Origin of the sequence: Halomonas sp. KO116, from assembly GCF_000734975.2 — a bacterium.
GTDB lineage: Bacteria > Pseudomonadota > Gammaproteobacteria > Pseudomonadales > Halomonadaceae > Vreelandella > Vreelandella glaciei.
This window is the reverse complement of record NZ_CP011052.1, coordinates 2,353,793-2,371,413: the sequence shown is the minus strand read 5'-3', so window position 1 is coordinate 2,371,413 and position 17,621 is coordinate 2,353,793. Positions and strand designations below refer to the sequence as shown.

General features: G+C 53.8%; 21 protein-coding genes. 10 read left to right on the top strand and 11 right to left on the bottom strand.

Annotated features, from left to right (window positions below):
- Window positions 1-3 precede the first annotated feature (3 nt).
- The 3 genes from KO116_RS11050 to KO116_RS11040 all read left to right on the top strand — a co-directional run bounded on the left by KO116_RS11050 (window position 4) and on the right by KO116_RS11040 (window position 3,693).
- Entirely contained in the window at window positions 4-1,347 is a 1,344-nt protein-coding gene (locus KO116_RS11050) for an MATE family efflux transporter (RefSeq protein ID WP_035558160.1), read from the top strand.
- Between the two features lie 137 nt (window positions 1,348-1,484).
- Entirely contained in the window at window positions 1,485-3,137 is a 1,653-nt protein-coding gene (locus KO116_RS11045; RefSeq protein WP_035558157.1) for a nitrite/sulfite reductase, read from the top strand.
- The gene (locus KO116_RS11040) at window positions 3,130-3,693 is read left to right on the top strand and encodes a DUF934 domain-containing protein (RefSeq protein ID WP_035558153.1); all 564 of its coding nucleotides are present in this window, start codon (window positions 3,130-3,132) and stop codon (window positions 3,691-3,693) included. Before KO116_RS11045 ends, KO116_RS11040 begins: the two co-directional genes overlap by 8 nt.
- Window positions 3,694-3,752: 59 nt before the next feature.
- Here KO116_RS11040 and smrA read toward each other — a convergent pair whose 3' ends face one another.
- On the bottom strand, window positions 3,753-4,343 hold the full coding sequence (smrA, locus tag KO116_RS11035) for a DNA endonuclease SmrA (protein WP_008957944.1): 591 nt from the start codon (window positions 4,341-4,343) through the stop codon (window positions 3,753-3,755).
- A gap of 226 nt (window positions 4,344-4,569) precedes the next feature.
- On the opposite strand from smrA, the gene KO116_RS11030 reads away from it, so the two are divergent.
- From KO116_RS11030 to KO116_RS11020, 3 genes are read left to right on the top strand one after another with little or no spacing between them, the layout of a single operon-like run.
- Complete coding sequence (locus KO116_RS11030) at window positions 4,570-5,040, top strand: gamma-glutamylcyclotransferase family protein (protein WP_035558734.1); 471 nt, start codon at window positions 4,570-4,572, stop codon at window positions 5,038-5,040.
- Between the two features lie 58 nt (window positions 5,041-5,098).
- Window positions 5,099-5,722, top strand: coding sequence for an NAD(P)H:quinone oxidoreductase (gene wrbA, locus KO116_RS11025; protein WP_035558149.1), 624 nt, complete (start codon window positions 5,099-5,101; stop codon window positions 5,720-5,722).
- Window positions 5,719-6,108 carry a DUF2069 domain-containing protein gene (locus KO116_RS11020; protein ID WP_035558146.1) on the top strand — a complete coding sequence of 130 codons (390 nt, stop codon included), beginning with the start codon at window positions 5,719-5,721 and terminating at the stop codon, window positions 6,106-6,108. Before wrbA ends, KO116_RS11020 begins: the two co-directional genes overlap by 4 nt.
- 7 nt (window positions 6,109-6,115) lie before the next feature.
- Here KO116_RS11020 and KO116_RS11015 read toward each other — a convergent pair whose 3' ends face one another.
- A complete protein-coding gene (locus tag KO116_RS11015) occupies window positions 6,116-6,802 on the bottom strand; it encodes a cytochrome b/b6 domain-containing protein (RefSeq protein ID WP_035558143.1) in 687 nt (228 codons plus the stop codon).
- A 237-nt stretch (window positions 6,803-7,039) separates the two neighbouring features.
- Between KO116_RS11015 and pdxH the strand changes: the two genes are divergently transcribed.
- On the top strand, window positions 7,040-7,684 hold the full coding sequence (gene pdxH / locus KO116_RS11010) for a pyridoxamine 5'-phosphate oxidase (protein ID WP_035558141.1): 645 nt from the start codon (window positions 7,040-7,042) through the stop codon (window positions 7,682-7,684).
- 59 nt (window positions 7,685-7,743) lie between these two features.
- Here pdxH and KO116_RS11005 read toward each other — a convergent pair whose 3' ends face one another.
- Window positions 7,744-10,491: a bifunctional acetate--CoA ligase family protein/GNAT family N-acetyltransferase gene (locus KO116_RS11005; protein WP_035558137.1), complete on the bottom strand. Its 2,748-nt coding sequence runs from the start codon at window positions 10,489-10,491 to the stop codon at window positions 7,744-7,746.
- Window positions 10,492-10,594: 103 nt separating this feature from the next.
- On the opposite strand from KO116_RS11005, the gene KO116_RS11000 reads away from it, so the two are divergent.
- The gene (locus KO116_RS11000; RefSeq protein WP_008957937.1) at window positions 10,595-11,536 is read left to right on the top strand and encodes a histone deacetylase family protein; all 942 of its coding nucleotides are present in this window, start codon (window positions 10,595-10,597) and stop codon (window positions 11,534-11,536) included.
- A 106-nt stretch (window positions 11,537-11,642) separates the two neighbouring features.
- A complete protein-coding gene (locus KO116_RS10995) occupies window positions 11,643-12,275 on the top strand; it encodes a helix-turn-helix domain-containing protein (RefSeq protein ID WP_035558135.1) in 633 nt (210 codons plus the stop codon).
- A gap of 17 nt (window positions 12,276-12,292) precedes the next feature.
- On the opposite strand, the gene KO116_RS10990 is transcribed toward KO116_RS10995, so the two are convergent.
- The 5 genes from KO116_RS10990 to KO116_RS10970 form a co-directional block, all read right to left on the bottom strand.
- The gene (locus KO116_RS10990) at window positions 12,293-12,643 is read right to left on the bottom strand and encodes a TusE/DsrC/DsvC family sulfur relay protein (protein WP_035558131.1); all 351 of its coding nucleotides are present in this window, start codon (window positions 12,641-12,643) and stop codon (window positions 12,293-12,295) included.
- A 3-nt stretch (window positions 12,644-12,646) separates the two neighbouring features.
- Window positions 12,647-12,937, bottom strand: a complete 291-nt coding sequence (gene tusB, locus KO116_RS10985; RefSeq protein WP_035558127.1) for a sulfurtransferase complex subunit TusB — start codon at window positions 12,935-12,937, stop codon at window positions 12,647-12,649.
- Window positions 12,938-12,947: 10 nt separating this feature from the next.
- Window positions 12,948-13,313 carry a sulfurtransferase complex subunit TusC gene (gene tusC, locus KO116_RS10980; RefSeq protein WP_035558123.1) on the bottom strand — a complete coding sequence of 122 codons (366 nt, stop codon included), beginning with the start codon at window positions 13,311-13,313 and terminating at the stop codon, window positions 12,948-12,950.
- Between the two features lie 11 nt (window positions 13,314-13,324).
- Window positions 13,325-13,714, bottom strand: coding sequence for a sulfurtransferase complex subunit TusD (gene tusD, locus KO116_RS10975; RefSeq protein WP_008957932.1), 390 nt, complete (start codon window positions 13,712-13,714; stop codon window positions 13,325-13,327).
- 102 nt (window positions 13,715-13,816) lie between these two features.
- Window positions 13,817-14,497, bottom strand: coding sequence for a Bax inhibitor-1/YccA family protein (locus KO116_RS10970; RefSeq protein WP_008957931.1), 681 nt, complete (start codon window positions 14,495-14,497; stop codon window positions 13,817-13,819).
- A 173-nt stretch (window positions 14,498-14,670) separates the two neighbouring features.
- Between KO116_RS10970 and KO116_RS10965 the strand changes: the two genes are divergently transcribed.
- Entirely contained in the window at window positions 14,671-15,252 is a 582-nt protein-coding gene (locus KO116_RS10965) for a dienelactone hydrolase family protein (protein WP_144408584.1), read from the top strand.
- On the opposite strand, the gene KO116_RS25475 is transcribed toward KO116_RS10965, so the two are convergent.
- The 3 genes from KO116_RS25475 to KO116_RS10955 form a co-directional block, all read right to left on the bottom strand.
- Window positions 15,249-15,419, bottom strand: coding sequence for a hypothetical protein (locus tag KO116_RS25475; RefSeq protein ID WP_200897097.1), 171 nt, complete (start codon window positions 15,417-15,419; stop codon window positions 15,249-15,251). The genes KO116_RS10965 and KO116_RS25475 overlap by 4 nt on opposite strands.
- A 128-nt stretch (window positions 15,420-15,547) precedes the next feature.
- Window positions 15,548-16,570 carry a LacI family DNA-binding transcriptional regulator gene (locus KO116_RS10960; RefSeq protein WP_035558119.1) on the bottom strand — a complete coding sequence of 341 codons (1,023 nt, stop codon included), beginning with the start codon at window positions 16,568-16,570 and terminating at the stop codon, window positions 15,548-15,550.
- A 101-nt stretch (window positions 16,571-16,671) separates the two neighbouring features.
- Window positions 16,672-17,604: a 3-keto-5-aminohexanoate cleavage protein gene (locus KO116_RS10955; RefSeq protein WP_035558116.1), complete on the bottom strand. Its 933-nt coding sequence runs from the start codon at window positions 17,602-17,604 to the stop codon at window positions 16,672-16,674.
- Between the last annotated feature and the right edge of the window lie 17 nt (window positions 17,605-17,621).

Below are 17,621 nucleotides of genomic sequence, written 5' to 3'. Positions count from 1 at the left end.
TTAATGCTGTTAGTCGCTCGCCGTCACGGCAAGGTTATTCGCCTTGCCTTACCTATCATGCTGGGCATGCTCTCCCAGAGCATGCTCAACTTGATCGATGCCGCACTGGTAGGGCATTTAGGCGAGGTAGCCCTTGCTGGCGTGGGAGTCGGCGGTTACGCCATGTTTATGCTCAGCGCTGTCGTGTTTGGACTCTCCTCAAGCGTGCAGTCACAAACTGCTCATCGCGTCGGTGCTGCCCACACAGAGATCGCCCACCCGCTTAGGTCGGGGCTGGTGATTGGGCTTGCAGTTGCCCTGCCGCTTACTCTCTGGGCCTGGTGGCAAGCGCCGCTGCTGATTAGCTTGATTAGCCAAGCCGATGACGTTCAAGCCGTTGCGGTTGGCTATTTTCGTTGGCGGGTGGTGTCACTGATGGCCATTGCGCTAACACTCTGTTTTCGTGGCTACTGGAATGGTCGTCAACAGACGCATCTCTACTTACGAATTATTGTGGCGGTTCATTTGCTCAACGTGGTAGTCAGCGCCGTTTTGATTTATGGCCTGGGAGGCCTGCCTGCAATGGGGTCTAGCGGCGCGGGTGCCGGTACGACACTGTCGCTGTTTGTAGGCTTGATTGCGTGGTGCTGGGTAAGCATAAAAAGCCCCTCTAGCGCGCATTTTTTGACACACCTGCCAAGCTTAGCCACCCTGCGTACTACTCTGGTTCTTGCCGCCCCCCACTCTTTGCAGCAGCTGTTGTTCGCAGCGGGTTACGTGGTACTCATTGGGGTATTAAGCCAGCTGGGCACGGCCAGCGTTGCGGTGGGTCATGTGTTGATTAATCTGTCGCTGTTGCTGATCTTGCCCGGAGTGGGGGTTGGCGTTGCGGCCATGAGCCTGGTGGGTGAAGCGCTAGGCCGGGATGCTCAGCAGGAGGCCCACCGCTGGGGGCTAGATGCGCTGCGGGTCGCCTGGTTGCTCCTGCTTGTTCTGGCGCTGCCGATGCTGCTTGTGCCCGAGCAAGTACTCGCACTCTTTTTTACCAACAGTGAGCTAGTCGCGCTGGGTAAACTTCCGCTGCAGCTAACCGGCGTGATGATTGTGCTGGATGCCGCCGCTCTGGTGCTTGCCCAGGCGTTAATGGGCGCAGGCGCCCAGCGCACGGTCATGATGCTAACCCTGGGGATGCAGTGGCTGCTTTTTTTACCCCTGGCCTGGTGGGTGGGGATTGGCTTAGAACAGGGTTTATTAGGTATTTGGCTTATGCAACTGCTTTACCGATTGATAAACTCAGCCGGTTTTTTATGGGTATGGCAGCGCCGCCGCTGGCTGGCCCCGCTTTCTAACTCGTTGACTGGCCCATGATATGTGTTCTAAATAGCTTTTAGAGATAAAAAGATAATTATATATTCTTTTGTAGAATATGACGCCCGCGTTAAGGTGACACAATATTAACATCCATCTCAACGTGACCATTTCGCTTTTTAGCAGGATCGTGCCACATGTACCGTTATGATATTCACGACCAAACACTGGTTGATGAGCGTGTCGCTCAGTTCCGCGACCAAATGGAACGCTACCGCGCTGGGCGTTTGGGTGAAGAAGAGTTCCGCCCATTAAGGTTGCAGAACGGCCTCTATATTCAACGCCATGCGCCCATGCTGCGCATTGCGATACCTTACGGCATGCTGGCGGGTAATCAGCTACGTGCCCTTGCTGAGATTACTCGTCGTTATGACCGTGGTTACGGCCACTTCACCACACGACAGAATCTACAGCTGAACTGGCCCGCCCTTGAGGATGTGCCGGATATTTTGGCAGATCTGGCCAAAGTACAAATGCACGCGATCCAGACCAGCGGCAACTGTATCCGTAACACGACCAGCGACCAGTTTGCTGGTATCGCCAATGATGAAGTGGAAGACCCGCGCCCCTGGTGCGAGCTGATTCGTCAGTGGTCTACCCTGCACCCTGAATTTGCCTACTTGCCGCGTAAATTCAAAATCGCAGTCAGCGGTGCCGCGCAGGACCGCGCCGCGATTCAGGTTCACGATATTGGCCTGCGTCTGTGGCACAACGCTGACGGTGAGCTGCGCATTAAAGTTTTGGCCGGCGGTGGGCTTGGCCGCACGCCAATGATTGCGGACGTGGTACGCGAAGATCTGCCCTGGCAGCACCTGCTGACCTATCTGGAAGCTTGTGTGCGGGTTTACAACCAGTTCGGTCGTCGTGACAACAAGTTCAAGGCGCGGATCAAGATTCTCGTCAAAGCACTGGGCATCGAAGAGTTCCGCCGCCGGGTTGATGAAGAGTGGGCACACCTGAAAGATGGCCCGCAAACACTCAACCAGGCGGCTGTTGATGCAGCCAAACTCCACTTCCCTGAGCCAGATCGTCGCCCGGTTGCCGAGAACGCCAACGAAGCGTTCGACCTACTGCGTACTGAAAACCGCAGTTTTGCACGCTTTGTGACCAATAACGTCTCGGATCACAAGGTGCCCGGCTATAAAGCAGTAACGCTTTCCCTGAAGCGTCGTGAGCATGCGCCTGGCGATGTGACTGCTGATCAGATGGAAGCCGTCGCCGATTTGGCTGATCGCTACAGCTTTGGTGAAGTACGCGTTACCCACGAGCAGAACCTGGTGCTTTCTGATGTGCCGGTCGATGAGCTGGAAGCACTGTGGAAAGAGCTTGAGGCGCTGGGTATGGCGAACCCCACGGTAGGTACGCTTAACGACATAATCTGCTGCCCTGGCGGTGACTACTGCAGCCTAGCCAATGCGGTCTCTATCCCTATTGCCCAGGCGCTGCAGGAACGCTTTGAAGATCTAGACTTCTTGTATGATCTTGGCCCGCTGGATCTGAATATTTCCGGCTGCATGAATGCCTGTGGCCACCACCACGTGGGTCATATCGGCATCTTGGGCGTCGATAAAAAGGGCGAAGAGTTCTACCAGATCTCCATTGGCGGTAACTCCACCGATGATGCGTCACTGGGTAAAATTCTAGGCCCATCATTTTTCCGCTCTGACGTGCCGGATGTCGTCGAAAAAGTATTAGAAGTCTATGTGGCGCAGCGCCATGAAGACGAGCGGTTCCTGGATACTTACCGCCGTATTGGCTTAAAACCCTTTAAGGAGCGTGTCTATGCCTAATAGCCGTGTGCCTAATAAAACAGATGAGACGCAAACTGAAGCAGTTGAGCAGACGCCAGTACATGTTGATCATTTGATAGCTTACGGCGAGCTAGCGGCAGAGAACGCTTGGTGTGTCTCCTACGATGTGGAAACGCTTCCCGAACAGCGCCCGGCGTTTGTACCACTAGCGCTGTGGCAAGCCAACCAGGAGGATGCCGAGCTGGCGCCACTTCTCACCAGCGACACCGAACTAACAGCCGAGTTGGCGCAACAGCTTGGCAGTGCCCAGGCCATTGCGATTGACTTTCCTGCCTTCACCGATGGGCGTGGCTACAGCCTGGCGCGCCTGCTGCGCGAGCGCTACGGTTATGAGGGCGAAGTTCGTGCAGTGGGCGACGTACTGGTAGATCAGCTGGACTACATGCGACGCTGCGGGTTTTCGAGTATGGCATTGCGCGATGATCAGCACCCAGAGGATGCCCTGCGTGCGCTAAGCTTTATCAGCGTTCGCTACCAGCCTGATGTGGAAGAGCGTCAGGCGCTGTTTGAACGCCGCTTAACCGCTAGCGAGTAGTTTTAAAATGACGTAAAAGGGCAGCTTCGGCTGCCCTTTTTGATGGTTAGGACGGCAGATTAGCCTCGTCGCTTCTGCTGGCGCTCGCGGTTATTGGCTTTGGCACGGTCACTCTTGCGCAGCATGACCCAGGTAGCGCCTAGCCCCCCTTCTGAAGACTGGGCGGATACATACGCCTGGACTTCCTCAAACTGGCTGAGCCATTTGGCAAGATAGGAACGCAGCACGTTGGCAGGACTGTCGATTTCGCGCCCCCGGCCATGAACAATCATGACTGAGCGCAAGTCATGGGCATAGGCTTCCTGAATGAACGGGAACAGCATTCGGCGGCACTCACTTAAGGGTCGCCGCAGCAGGTGCAGCTGTGATTGAACGCTATAACCGCCGTGCTTTAATTTATCGACCACGCCTTGCTGAATACCCTCACGCCGATACTCCATCGGGTCGAACGGAGGAAGCAGGTCGACAAAGTCATCGGATAGAAAGTTGCGCGCCCCCATCTCCTCTTCCGCCCATTCACGGCGAGCCAGCTGCGCCTCAGAAGGCCTTTTGCGATTAGCGCCAGGATCTGCACGATTGCTTGGTGGTAGTGGCTTAACATCGCCGATGAGATCACGAAAATCCATATCATCACGAAGTGGCTGATTCATTGCAGGCTCCTCCGGCAGGATCAAAAGACCATCTATGTTACCTAGATAGCCTAGCAAATCTGACCACTTTGCTTAAGCAGATAAAATAAGTCGATTACTCAGGATGTGAAGCATAGAGCTCAAACACATGGGGCTTAAATTATAGAGCTTGTTTTCACCAAGTTGGCACGCCAAGCTATACAGCCACTTTTTCATCATCAATCAGAGGCGCTTTGGTTTGGCTAAAATGGTGTGGCTTAAACGCCTTTTTGTTATCGCTGGCGTGGGGTTGCTCAGTCTAGCGGGATGGTTATGGTTAACCATGCTGAGCCCGTGGTTTTACGACCGCCCAGAAGACCTGGCCGACATCGAACAGCGCCCTCATCAGGTCTTCGTTTACGGCACGCTGCGCTACGCGCCCATTCGCTTGGTGGTTATGGGCAGTTTCGGCGTCCCTGAAAAGGCCACTCTGGAAGACTATCAGCGCGATGGGTTGGACCTTTCCCCCCAGCCTGGGAGTGATGTAGAAGGCCTGCTGCTCCATGTGGATGCTGATGAACTGGCCCGCCTTGACCGCTATGAACGGCTGGGTATTCGCTATGAGCGAATGGAAATCACCCTCCGCGATGGCACCCGCGCCTGGGTTTATCTGCGTTTACCGGTACTAGAAAATACGTTTGTACCGGACGCGGACTTACCAATAGCTCTGGTACCATAGGCAACCATGTTATGCGCTATTTGCGTGACAGCTTCCATGATCCTAGCCAGGAATAATGATGAGTGAAATGACTCCGTACGTTTTGGTGCTCTACTACTCCCGCTCTGGGGCAACGGCCACCATGGCGCAGCAAATTGCCGCTGGTGTAGAAAGTGTGCCCGGTATTCAGGCGTGCTTGCGAACAGTGGCACCGGTTTCAACTACCTGTGAAGCCGTCGATCCCGAGATTCCTGAACAGGGCGCGGTCTACGCTGATTTGGACGATTTACGCAACTGCAGCGCACTGGCGCTCGGTAGCCCAACACGGTTTGGCAACATGGCCGCGCCGCTGAAATATTTTATCGACTCTACCAGTAGCCTCTGGATGAACGGTGCGCTGATTGATAAACCCGCCTGCGCTTTCACCTCGACATCAAGCCTGCACGGTGGCCAAGAAAGCACACTGCTAACCATGCTGGTACCACTACTGCATCATGGCATGGTCTATGCGGGCGTGCCGTACAGTGAAACCACGCTGCTGGAAACTCACACCGGCGGTACGCCCTACGGTGCCAGCCACTTGGCCGGTACGCGCAGCGATCGCTCGGTGGATGAACACGAGCGCGCGCTATGCGTGGCCCAGGGCAAACGCATAGCGCGGCTCGCCCTCGCCCTGCACGCTATGCGTCAGGAGGCATTATGAGACAGTGGTTAGAAGACGTAGAAGCCCGTCATGGGATTGATAAGCTCACACAGCGAACCCGCCAACTGGTGTTGGCCAGCTTTGCTATTTTATTGGTGCTGGTTATTTACCGAGGCTTTCTAGTACAAGGCGACGAGTTTAACTGGCGCCCGGTGTTAGCCTTTGTCCTGCCCCTGGTACTGTTCCTGCCCTCTATCATTGGCCAGCGAGCCCGTGGTCATGCGTGGCTGGCATTTGTCAGCCTGCTCTATTTTACTCAGGGGATAATGTTGGCAACGTTGCCCGGACAAAGTGCGCGCGGGCTTTTAGAAGCGGCCGTTTCGCTGGCTCTATTTGCGGGCTGCATGGGCTATGCGCGTTTCCGTAGTCGTCAGCTACGTCAATAAATAACGTTTAAAACCAGAGCCATACGACAACACCAGCAGCTATTAGCAGAGCACCCAGTGCTCGTAAACGCAGCATGGAGGCAGTTAACGGCTCATTGTGAGCATCGGTCGGCTGCTGGTGAAAGCGCTTGGTACCTCCCAGCATCGCCGCTAATAGCGGCTCTCCAAGCAGCCGATGCACTACCAGCCCGACCAAGTGCAGTCCAATTAAGATGATCAAGAGATCGCTATTCCACTGATGCAAGGTTCGCAACTGGCTGCTAGCACCTTCCCCAAATAAGCCATAGAGTGGCGCCTGAAAAAAGATGTCGTCGCTCAAAAACACACCGCTGACTGCTTGAAAAGTGAGCGAGAGCAGCATGATCACCACCATCCAGCCGCCTAACGGGTTATGGCTGGCATAAGCACTCGGCTTTCGCTGGATGAGTGCCTTTGAATAGGCCATTGTTTTAGCCGGTGGATACAAAAATGTCTTGAATCTCGCATAGACACTACCCAGCACGCCCCATAACCAGCGAAAGACAAGTAACCCGAGTATCAGGTAACCTGCCTGGGCGTGTACCTCAATGGGAAAGAGAAAAGGCGCACCGCTAGTCTTGGTGGTATAAAATGAGATCAACACTGCCAGCACCAATCCCCAGTGAAACAGGCGCATCCAACTATCCCATACTTCAATTGCTACCTTGCCACGCATAGCCCTTTCCTCTATCAGCAGTGATGAGCTAACCGGTGGTGAGCCCGTATGGGTGAGACAGCTTCGCATTAATTCTAACTTTCTCATAGAATGCGGGACAGTTAGTCGCAACCAAGTTTGTCTCTACGGGAGAAGTGACCGTCGTGAATAGTTGCGTTAAACATTCATTGATGGCGATCACTTGAGCTTTAAAGGCAGACCAGCGAACATGGATTAAATTCAAGGGAGAAGCATTCGATGACACGTAATATAGCCGATATCAGGCGTGATTATGAAGGCGGCAGGCTTGATGAATCCCAGGCACCTGACGATCCATTCGTGTTATTCGCTGAGTGGTTCACTCTTGCGCTGGAAAAAGAGGGCAAGGATGGTAACGCCATGACGCTTGCCACCGTTGACAGCCAAGGCAGGCCCCATGCCCGGGTAGTACTATTAAAAGGGTTTGATGAGCGCGGCATGGTCTTTTTTACCAATTACCATAGCCATAAAGGCAGCGAGTTGAGCAATGTACCCTTCGCTGCCATGACATTCTGGTGGCCTTCGCTCTCTCGCCAGGTGCGTATCGAAGGCCCCGTTGAGCCGGTGTCAGCCGATGAGTCCGACGAGTACTTTGCCAGCCGCCCACGCGGCAGCCAGCTAGGTGCGTGGATTGCGACTCAGAGCGTTGTGATTCCCGATCGCAATTGGATCGAAGAGCGCCAAAACCGTTTCGAACAAGCCTACGATGGTCAGAACATCCCTCGCCCTATCCATTGGGGTGGCTATCGCGTCGAACCGGAAATGATCGAGTTTTGGCAGGGCCAGCCTAGCCGCTTGCACGACCGGCTGCGCTTTGAACGCCGCGATGGTGGTGAATGGAGCCGCTTCCGGCTGGCGCCATAAATCGTAACGATACGCCTAAGGCCTGACGATAAAAACGCAGGCCTTTTGGGTTGCGCATCTTAGTCTGGCAAACTTTCCAGGCGGTGCCGTTGCCACTCGCTTTCGGGTTCGTTGAGACGCAGCACGGCATCTATGACCTGCTCTTCCATGTTGTAACGGCTCTTGAATCCCAGATGTTTCATCAAGGCCCGCATCGGGTGGTTGTCGACCATGATTTTGCCGATCATTTCCAGCGTGCCGATGTTGGTGCAGTAAGCAATCATCTTATTCATCAGCAGGCTGCCAATGCCCAGCCCCTGTAGATCATCACGAATGATGACCGAAAATTCGGTACGGATATTGTCCGGGTCGTTCCATACCCGCACTACCCCTAGCATTTCCTTGCTGCCATCTTCGCTCAAGTGTTCGGCGATAAACGCCATCTGGCGGTCATAATTGATATGCGACAGGATCGACAAATCGCGCTGAGTAAGATTGGACTTATTATGGAAGTAGCGGAAGCGAATACTCTCTTCCGACAACTGGCGGTGGAAGGTGGTAATCAAGTGGGCATCTTCAGCGCGAATCGGCCTTACTTCCACCTTCCAGCCATTTTTGAGTGTCACCCATTCACGCAGCTCTTCCGGATACGGCATGATCGCAAAACGCGACGGCGTACCAAGGTCCATGGCGAAATCCACAGCGACCATGCCATCGCGATTAAGCAGCAATGGGTTCACTTCCAGCCCGCGCAAATCGCCCAAATCCGATGCCATCTGCGATAGTTTCACCAGCATTTGGCACAGGTGCTGTATATCGCGATCAGGGTCAGCGGAGTGTTCACGGATTAGCGAAGCGGCATGGGTTCGGCCCACCACATCGGCTGCCAGGCTCATATTAAGCGGTGGCAGCGCTACTTGGCGGTCAGCCAGCACGTTAACCTTGTAGCCGCCGATACCAAAGACGATCAGGGGCCCAAACACAGGGTCGCGAGTGATACCGGCGCAAATTTGCATCGAGTGTTTGCCACGCTGCATAGGCTGCAAACAGTATTCGCGTATCGCATACTCGGGGAATTTCTCAGCCACCTTGTCGCCCAGCCGCCGCACGCCTTCAGCTACCTGTTCGGGTGTTTCCAAATCCTGCAGCAGGCCTGCCGAAATTTTATGTGGGTGCTTACGGTAGCGATAAGGACGGCAGTTGCCTTCATGAACCACCTTAAGCGCTTTGGTGCCGGGGATTTCGGTCGCCCGGGCAAGCGCTTCTTCCGGGTTGGCCAGATAGACGCTTGGCGCGGTTGGGATACCATATGCCTCCAGCACCTGGGCTGTTTCCGAGTGGGTCAGCGTCTGCCTGCCCTGCTCTTTTGCCCCTTTGATCAAGGTGCGGCACTGGGCACGAATTTCCGGGCTGGTTGAAAACGGCAAGCTTGGCGGGATTTCCTGCAGCAGTGCCTGAACGCGCTGGTAAATCACCATATGCATAAACGCCTTGACGGCTTTTTCCGGCGAAATATAGGTCGGAATTCCGGCCAGATTACAGGCGTGTCTGGCGTTGAGTGCCTCTTTTAGGCCCATCCAACTAGTCAGCAGGTTGCGGCGGAACTTCTTACGGTTATCGATTAGGGCTTGGGCTGTCACCAGAGATGGGGCCATGCGTGTGGGGGCATGAACCACTAACACGGCGTCTACGTTGGCATCGGACGCGACAATCTCCAGTGCCTGGACAAAACGCTCGGGTGAGGCGTTACCGCCCAAATCCACCGGGTTCTCGCCCGGTTTACTCATATCGACTTCGCTACGGTGTAGCGCAGCCTGGGTTTCGGCGCTAAATTCAGCCAATTTGCCGCCGGCACTAATTAACTTGTCGATGGCCAGCATGGCAGGACCCAAACCATTCGAGACAATCGCCAGGCGGTCGCCCTTCAGCGGCTTCATTCGCGAGAGGGTTTCCAGCGCGTCGAGCAGTTCATCGGAGTCATCAACCCGCACGACCCCCGCACGGGCAAAAGCGGCATCAAACACCACGTCGCGGTTGGCGATACCAGGTGTCGGTGCCATGCCGGAAATATCCGACTCTGGCGTACGGCCGCTCTTGATAGCCAGTACCAGACGGTTACGCGAGGCGTCACGCACAGCGGTCATGAAGTGCTGCGCGTCACTGATCCGCTCCAGGTGCAACAATATGGCCTGCGCGGGAGAAAACTGATTAACGTAATCGATTAGATCCGGCAGCAGCACATCAACGCTGTCGCCAACCGTAATCAGATGTGAAAAGCCGACATCCCGCCCCGCGGCCCAATCGATCATCGCATTGGCGAGCATGCCGGACTGGCCAAGGTAGGCGACCTTACCTGCCTTCACCGGCTGACTGGCATACGAGGCGTTGAGTTTTTTACCCGGCACAATCAACCCCATGCACTCCGGGCCCAGCACACGAATACCGGAGACGCGTGCCGCACTCAGCATACGTTCGCGAATCGAGCCCTTGTTGCCCTTGTCGCGATCCAGATAAGCGCCTCCGGAGAGCACCAGGGCAGCCTTGACGCCGTGCTGACCAAGCTTTTTGATCAGGTCAGGTACGCCCTCGATAGGCGTGCAGACCACGGCCAGATCAGGCACCTCAGGCAGTTCACTCACCCGGCTCACGCAGGGGGCGCCGAATACCTGCGGGTACCCCTTGAGATTGACCGCCCAGAGCGCCCCCTTGAAGCCGCCCTCTTGAATATTTCTCAGCACTAAACCGCCCAGCGATGCGGGCTTTTCAGAGGCGCCAAACACCGCTAGTGTATGAGGTTCAAAGAAATGGTGTAAAAAGCGCGTGCTCACGAATGAGTCTCCCCTGACTAAATAGCGGCTGTACGACTTATTGACACTGTCGCGTAGGGCATGGAGGCGATTAAGGTGGCATCAATAATAATGGAGCGTTTGAATGATTACCGCCTACCTTACCCACCCAGACTGCTCATTGCACCATATGGGGCCGGAGCATCCCGAAAGCCCTCAGCGTCTGGAGGCTATTCGCGCTCGCCTATCGCTTGCTGGTCTATTACAGCAGACCATGCAGGCAGATGCCAAAGAAGCCTGCGAAGAAGCCCTGGCTAGGGTACACCCCTTGCGTCATCTGCGCGCTCTGGAAAAGTGCTTGCCCAGCGAGGGCATTGTTACGCTAGATAGCGACACCATGATGAACCCTAACAGCCTGAAAGCCGCGCGCGTGGCTGCGGGGGCAGTCATTCGTGGTGTTGACCAGGTATTTAAACGTCAGGCGGATAACGTATTTTGTGCCGTAAGGCCGCCCGGCCACCATGCCGAAGCCAGCGATGCCATGGGGTTCTGTTTTTATAATAATATTGCCGTGGGCGCGGCTCATGCCCGGGCCAAGTATGGCGCCAAACGCATCGCTATTCTCGATTTTGATGTACACCAGTGCAACGGCACCATCGATATCTTCAAAAATGATCCTGAGGTGCTGATCTGCACCAGTTTTCAATACCCGTTTTATCCCTGGCGCTATTTGCGCAGCGAGTGGCAAAACGTCGTCAATACGCCGCTGGAAGTGGGTAGCGACGGACGCGAGTTCCGTCGCGTTGTGGAAAACCATTGGCTGCCTGCCTTGCACGCCTTCAAGCCCGATCTCGTCATGATTTCCGCCGGGTTCGATGCCCACCGAGATGACCCGATGGGCGATCTCTGCCTGGAGGACGAAGATTTCTATTGGGTAACGCATTTGGCAATGGAGATCGCGACACTCTATGCCGACAACCGAATTGTCTCGGTACTTGAGGGCGGCTATAACCCTAAGTCGCTGGCCAGTGGTGTCGAGGCGCATCTCAAAGCGCTGTTGGGTCTGCCCTTTGCAGAGGTACCCTAGTGCTGGCATCTGATTGGCAACCACTCTTGGCGGCCTGGCGGCTGTGATATCATGGGCGTTTTACAGCTACTTCTAGCCCAAGCCAACGCAGCCAATTTGACAATTTATGACCGCTACTTCTGAACAGCATGCCGCGCTGCGTATCGCATCGGGAAGCAAACCGTTTGTTGAGCCGCTGCGCCTGGGCGAACGGCTCAAGCAAATCCGTCTTGCCAATCAATGGACTCTGGAAGATGTCAGCCAGCGCACGGGGCTTGCCCGCTCGACGCTCTCTAAAATCGAGAATGATCAAGTCTCTCCTACGTTCAGCGTGGTACAGAAGCTGACCACCGGTCTCAACATCGACCTACCCCAACTGCTGACACCACCTAAACGGGAGCGTTACACCATGGGGCGGCGCGATTTGACCCGGAAAGGAAAAGGCCAGCTGCACCCTACGCCGACCTACGAGCACGAGTTGCTGGGGCATCAACTCGCCCAGAAACGTATGATTCCGTTCAAAACCATTGTGCGGGCACGCAGCTTCGACGAGTATCATCAGTGGGTACGCCATGATGGCGAAGAGTTCTTGATGGTGCTGCATGGCGACATCATGCTCTACACCGAATTCTACGCCCCATTGGTACTGGCAGAGGGTGACAGCATCTACTTTGATAGCGACATGGGGCATGCGCTCGTTTCCACCAGCCAAGACGACGCAGTGGTGCTTTCCGTGTGTACCCGTGGCGATGCGGCGTAGCGAACGCAAATAGTACGTTATAGGCAATTGGTAGGTTTGGGTAGCCCGGCCAGACGGGCAATTCTTTTTGCCGGACTGCCAGGAAAGAGCTGCATAAGATAAATCGAGCGTCCCTTCTCTTCTCCCAGCGCGTTTTTCGTTGCCTTGACGAGTGGCCGCATGGCCGGCGCCATTTCGTAGCGTTGGTAAAATGTCCGAACAACCTCAATGATTTCCCAATGAGCAGGCGTAAGCGGCAAGCCTTCTTCTTCTGCCATCAGGTTAGCGACGGTATCGCTCCACTTTGACTGATCAACTAGATAACCTTCCGGATCTAGCTCCCATTTTTGTTCTGAATCAAGATAACGGTATATTTTTGGATCTAACATGAGTTAATACCAAGTAACTGTCTTTGTGTATTGCTCCGTAAGGGCTACAAAGCCGTCCATCTCCAGGGTAGGCAGTTGGTGCTCGGCCGCAATACTGGCAAGGCCACGTGACTTCAAGTCCTCCAATAACAGGAAGATTCGCGAAGGGCACTGCTCCCAAGCCTCCCAGGCAGGGGCAAGCGCAGCAGTGACCGCCTCTTCAATCAACAGGACGCTATCCTGCGCCCCTACCGCCTGCTGCATTTGAGCAGCTGCACTGCTATCAGGCGCTTTGGTGAGGATGTGTAGAATCATAGTAGCCCCACTAAAAACTAAGAATGTTGCTGTGCTGCTGCAATAACCCAGGCACTTGCTGTTCCGCTAGGAGGGTCACTCCTTCTACGAGGGCATCCGTGGTTAAGTGCATGCCTTTCAGCGCCTCTTCCGTTACCCATAGTTTCTCAATATCGTACATTTCCAACATGTCGATAGTGGGCAGCGTCGCTTTTTGCCCGGCAGCCCCACTGCCCTGCTCTTTCAGCAAAGCCAGTATCCCCTGTCCCATGAACAGTAGATGCACGGGCTGGCCAAACGCCGCAGCCACCAAGGCAGCATCTAACCCTTCACGCAACCAGCTTGAGTTGTGAGGAGCGTGTCGAATAATCACTAACAGCGCGTTGGGCGTCGCCATGGGGTCTCCTTTTAAGCAAAAGTAATGAGGCGATCGGCACGTTGCTGCAACTCAAGCAGCTGGCCAAGACCGGTCAACTCAAAGGGAGGTGAGAGATTATACGCCTGCTTTCCATGACGCTGCGCTTCCGACTCATTCATCAACCCGCGCCGCAGGGCAGCGGCGATACAGACGTCCAGGGGGACCGCATGTTGCTGGTGCAGCTCAGCCCAGGCGTCGTGCATATTGAGTTCGTCCTGCGGTGGCGCCATCAGAGAAGAGGCATTATGAACGCCGTCGTGATAGAAAAAAACACCTGCGAGTTGATGCCCACGCGCCAGCACAGCATGGGCAAAACGCAATGCAGAGTGAGGGGCCGGGCTGCTGTACGGTGCGCCCATTACCAATAAGCCGTACTGCATCATTTTAATACCTAGTTGTTAATACCTAGTGACGGTGGCCCTAAAAAAAAGACAGACCCTAAAAATAGGGCCTGTCATATCATCTAGTAGCGCTCCCAGAGATCAATCGTTGCTCATGATACCCAGAATTGAAAGAAGGCTCACAAACAAATTGTAGATCGAAACGTAGAGCGTCACGGTGGCGAGAATATAGTTGGTCTCGCCAGCACGGTGAATGATCTCGCTGGTTTGATACAGGATGGCAGCTGAAGCAAACAGCACAAAACCAGCCGATACCATCAGTGAAAGCGCAGGAATGTTAAAGAAGAACCCAGCAATCATGGCAAGAATCAACACGATGGCACCTGCCATCAAGAAGTTGCTCAAGAAGCTAAAGTCTTTCTTGGTGGTTAGCGCCACCGCTGATAGACCCACAAACGTCAGACCGGTCATGGCCAGCGCGTTCATGATCAGCGCACCGCCGTTAGGCAGGGTCAAGTAGGCAGAAAGGATCGGCCCTAGCGTAAAGCCCATGAAGCCGGTGAAGGCAAACGTTGCCAGCAGACCCGCTGCAGAGTTAGCGGTTTTGTGGACAAGGAACATCAGGCCGTAGGCACCAATGAAGAACACAAAGATGTTCATCTGTTGAATACCAAGTGCAACTGCGGCACCTGCGGTTACTGCCGAAAACAGCAGTGTCATTGCCAGTAGCGCGTAGGTGTTTCGCAACACCTTGTTAGTACTAACACTATTAGCAACGCCGCCCGACTGGGGACGTGCCATACGTGAATCGTTGTAAGCCATGTGTTCATGCTCCCTAATGGTATTTCCAACAACTGACAAGCATGCCGTCACCGAGTTCCAGACGCAAGCCTTTGTCTATTTCACACTATCTTCTTCGCCAATGGTTATTCAACGTTGAATCAGCTTAGCAAGCATTGTTTATGCTTCCTGAATACTCAATTGGACACGCTACTATGAAAAAAATTCTGCTCTCTGGCAGCACTTTAACTCTCTTGGCAATCGCACTGCCTGCTTTAGCATTCTCGCCCGCGGGGGAAGATATCTCGTACAGCGTGAACGGAGAGGACTTCCAAGGCTATTTTATTACTGGAGGAAACAACGCAAAGGGCAGCGTATTAATTGTCCATGACTGGGATGGCCTGGATGACTATGAGCGCAAGCGCGCCGATATGTTGGCCGAGCAGGGCTACGACGCCTTTGCTGTTGATCTCTATGGTGCAGGCAACCGCCCCCAGGCGGTCGACGATAAGCGAGCTGCCACTAACCGCCTCTACCAAGATCGAGAGCGTATGCGTGCCCTAACGCTGGGTGGTTTAGCGCAAGCGAGAGAACAAGGTGCTGCTGAACAAACGGTCATAATGGGTTACTGCTTTGGCGGTGCGGTGGCGTTAGAAATTGCGCGTTCCGGCGAGGCGGATAATATTGCCGCCTATACCAGTTTCCATGGCGGACTAACGACACCCGAGAGTCAAGCTTACTCAAGTGAAACAGCGCCTATATTTATTGCCAGCGTTGTAAACATACCCGCAGCTTAGCTCTGAACTTCTTCTTCGTCGTCTTTCTCATCTTTGTGTGGCGTAACGACTGTCGCTGCTGTTTGAGGCGCATTTTGCGGGGTATTGTAAAGACGAGCATCAATCACATGCAGTACCGCCAATTGCGCAAACAGCACCGCAAAACAGACGATTAAACCTTTTAACATGAGGATTTTCCTTAGGGAGCTAATAAGCCAAGCTAAGGAAATAATAGCGCTAAATCTAGTAAAGACAATGGGTAATAACGTGAATTAAATAGCGACTGACTGCCCTTTGGGACGTATAAAAATCCCTATTAAAACGCCGAAATATGAGACGTGCTCTGGCGTATCCTGGGTGTTACCGGTAGCACTAGCTGTTCAGGTAGTGCTTCAGGGTTGTTAATATGTTTTAGTAACAGTTCCGTGGCCTTAACAATCATTTGCTCGACGGGTTGCTGCAAGGTGGTCAGCGAATGGCTTGGCCAAGAAGACATCACCATATCGTCAAATCCCACTACTGAGACATTATCGGGCACCGTTAAATGCAGCTCATCTCGCAACGTTTCCATTACAGCAATAGCCATCAGGTCATTGGCAGAAAAGAGTGCATCGGGCATCTTTTCGAGTTTACGCGCTGAAAATAGGCGGCGCGTGGCATCACAGGCGTCATCGTAACGATAATGCCCTATATCGTATGAGAAGCATGTTTGCCCTTCTGCCGCTAAACCGGTCTTAAACCCCTCTTCACGCTGTCGGTTAGTGGTGGACTCAGGAATCCCGGCCAAATAGGCGATGCGTTGGCGTCCCAGTGAAGCCAAGTAGCGCCCTGCCCAGTAGCCCCCTTGGTAGTTGTCACTGCCGACTTGGCTTATGCCGGAGTATTCAACGGTGCGGTTGATGATCACTACCGGGATGCCAAAATCTGCTACCTCTGCCGCCTGGTGCTGATTCAGCGTGATCGCCAGCATCAGCACTCCTTCAACCTGGCTACGAATCAAATCATCCACCACCATGTCAAAATCGCCGTTCCGCGGGGCGAAAAATAGCAGAAGATGGTAGCCCTGCTCTTGTAAAAATCGGGAGGCTTTTTCAAGTAAATACGCGTAAAACGGGTTTTGTAGACTGTAGGTCACTACCGCTATGGTGCGGCTTGAACGCGTAATTAAAGAGCGTGCGATGGTGTTTGGTCGGTAACCAAGCTTTCGAGCCGCGTCCATCACTTTTTTGCGCGTTTTCTCTGACACACTGGATGCGGGTGAAAAACTGCGGCTAACCGCTGATTGTGAAACACCGGCAAGGTGAGCGACATCGCGTGACGTGATGGATTTTCTTTTCATTGATTCAACTTAATTCGCTATGAGTTATGGGACTTGAACAGGAATTTTTGGGGTAATAAAACCAGAAGGCCCTGGCTGGGGCCTTCAATAGCGTTGAGCATTTAAAAGCCAACCTTATCAGCACCTTTCAGTTCGAGCATTTCCCGCGCTTCATCAGGGGTAGCAATATCAAAAGAGAGTGACTCTAACAGCTCGCGTACCCGCTTAACTTGGCTAGCGTTGTTTTCAGCCAACTTTCCGGGTTCAAGCCATAGCGAGTCTTCTAACCCTACCCGAACGTGTCCACCCATGGCAGCCGATTGCGCAGCAATCCGCATCTGACTACTACCGGCACCAAGAACTGACCATTCGTAACGCTCACCAAACAATCGGTCAGCGGTACGTCGCATGTGAAGAACATCTTCGGGGTGAGGGCCAATGCCTCCCAGGATGCCAAACACACTCTGTACAAATATCTTACCGTCGACCACTCCCCGGTCCATCAGGTTACGGAGGTTATATAGGTGGCCGATATCGTAACATTCACACTCAAAACGGGTGCCATTCTTCGTCCCCAGAGTGATCGCCTTTTCAATATCCGCAAAGGTATTTTTAAACACCAAATCACGGCTATTCTCCAGGTGGTCACGCTCCCACTGATGCGCAAAGGTTTGATAACGATTAAGCATCGGAAACAGGCCAAAGTTCATCGACCCCATATTCATCGATGCTAATTCAGGCTGGAACTCCATTGCCGGTCGCATGCGCTCTTCAACCGTCATATGGGGACTTCCACCCGTCGTTAAGTTAATCACCGCGTTGGTAGAGGTCTTAATCTTGGGTAAAAACTGCTCAAATATGGCGGGATCTTGAGTCGGTTTGCCATTAACAGGGTCCCGGGCATGCAGATGCAAAATGGCCGCACCCGCTTCAGCCGCAGCAATACTGGCGTCGGCAATTCCCTCAGGCGTTACCGGCAGGTGTGGCGACATCGATGGCGTATGAATAGCCCCGGTCACCGCACAGGAAATAATAACTTTACGTTTTTGAGCCATGTTAAGGCCTCCTTATT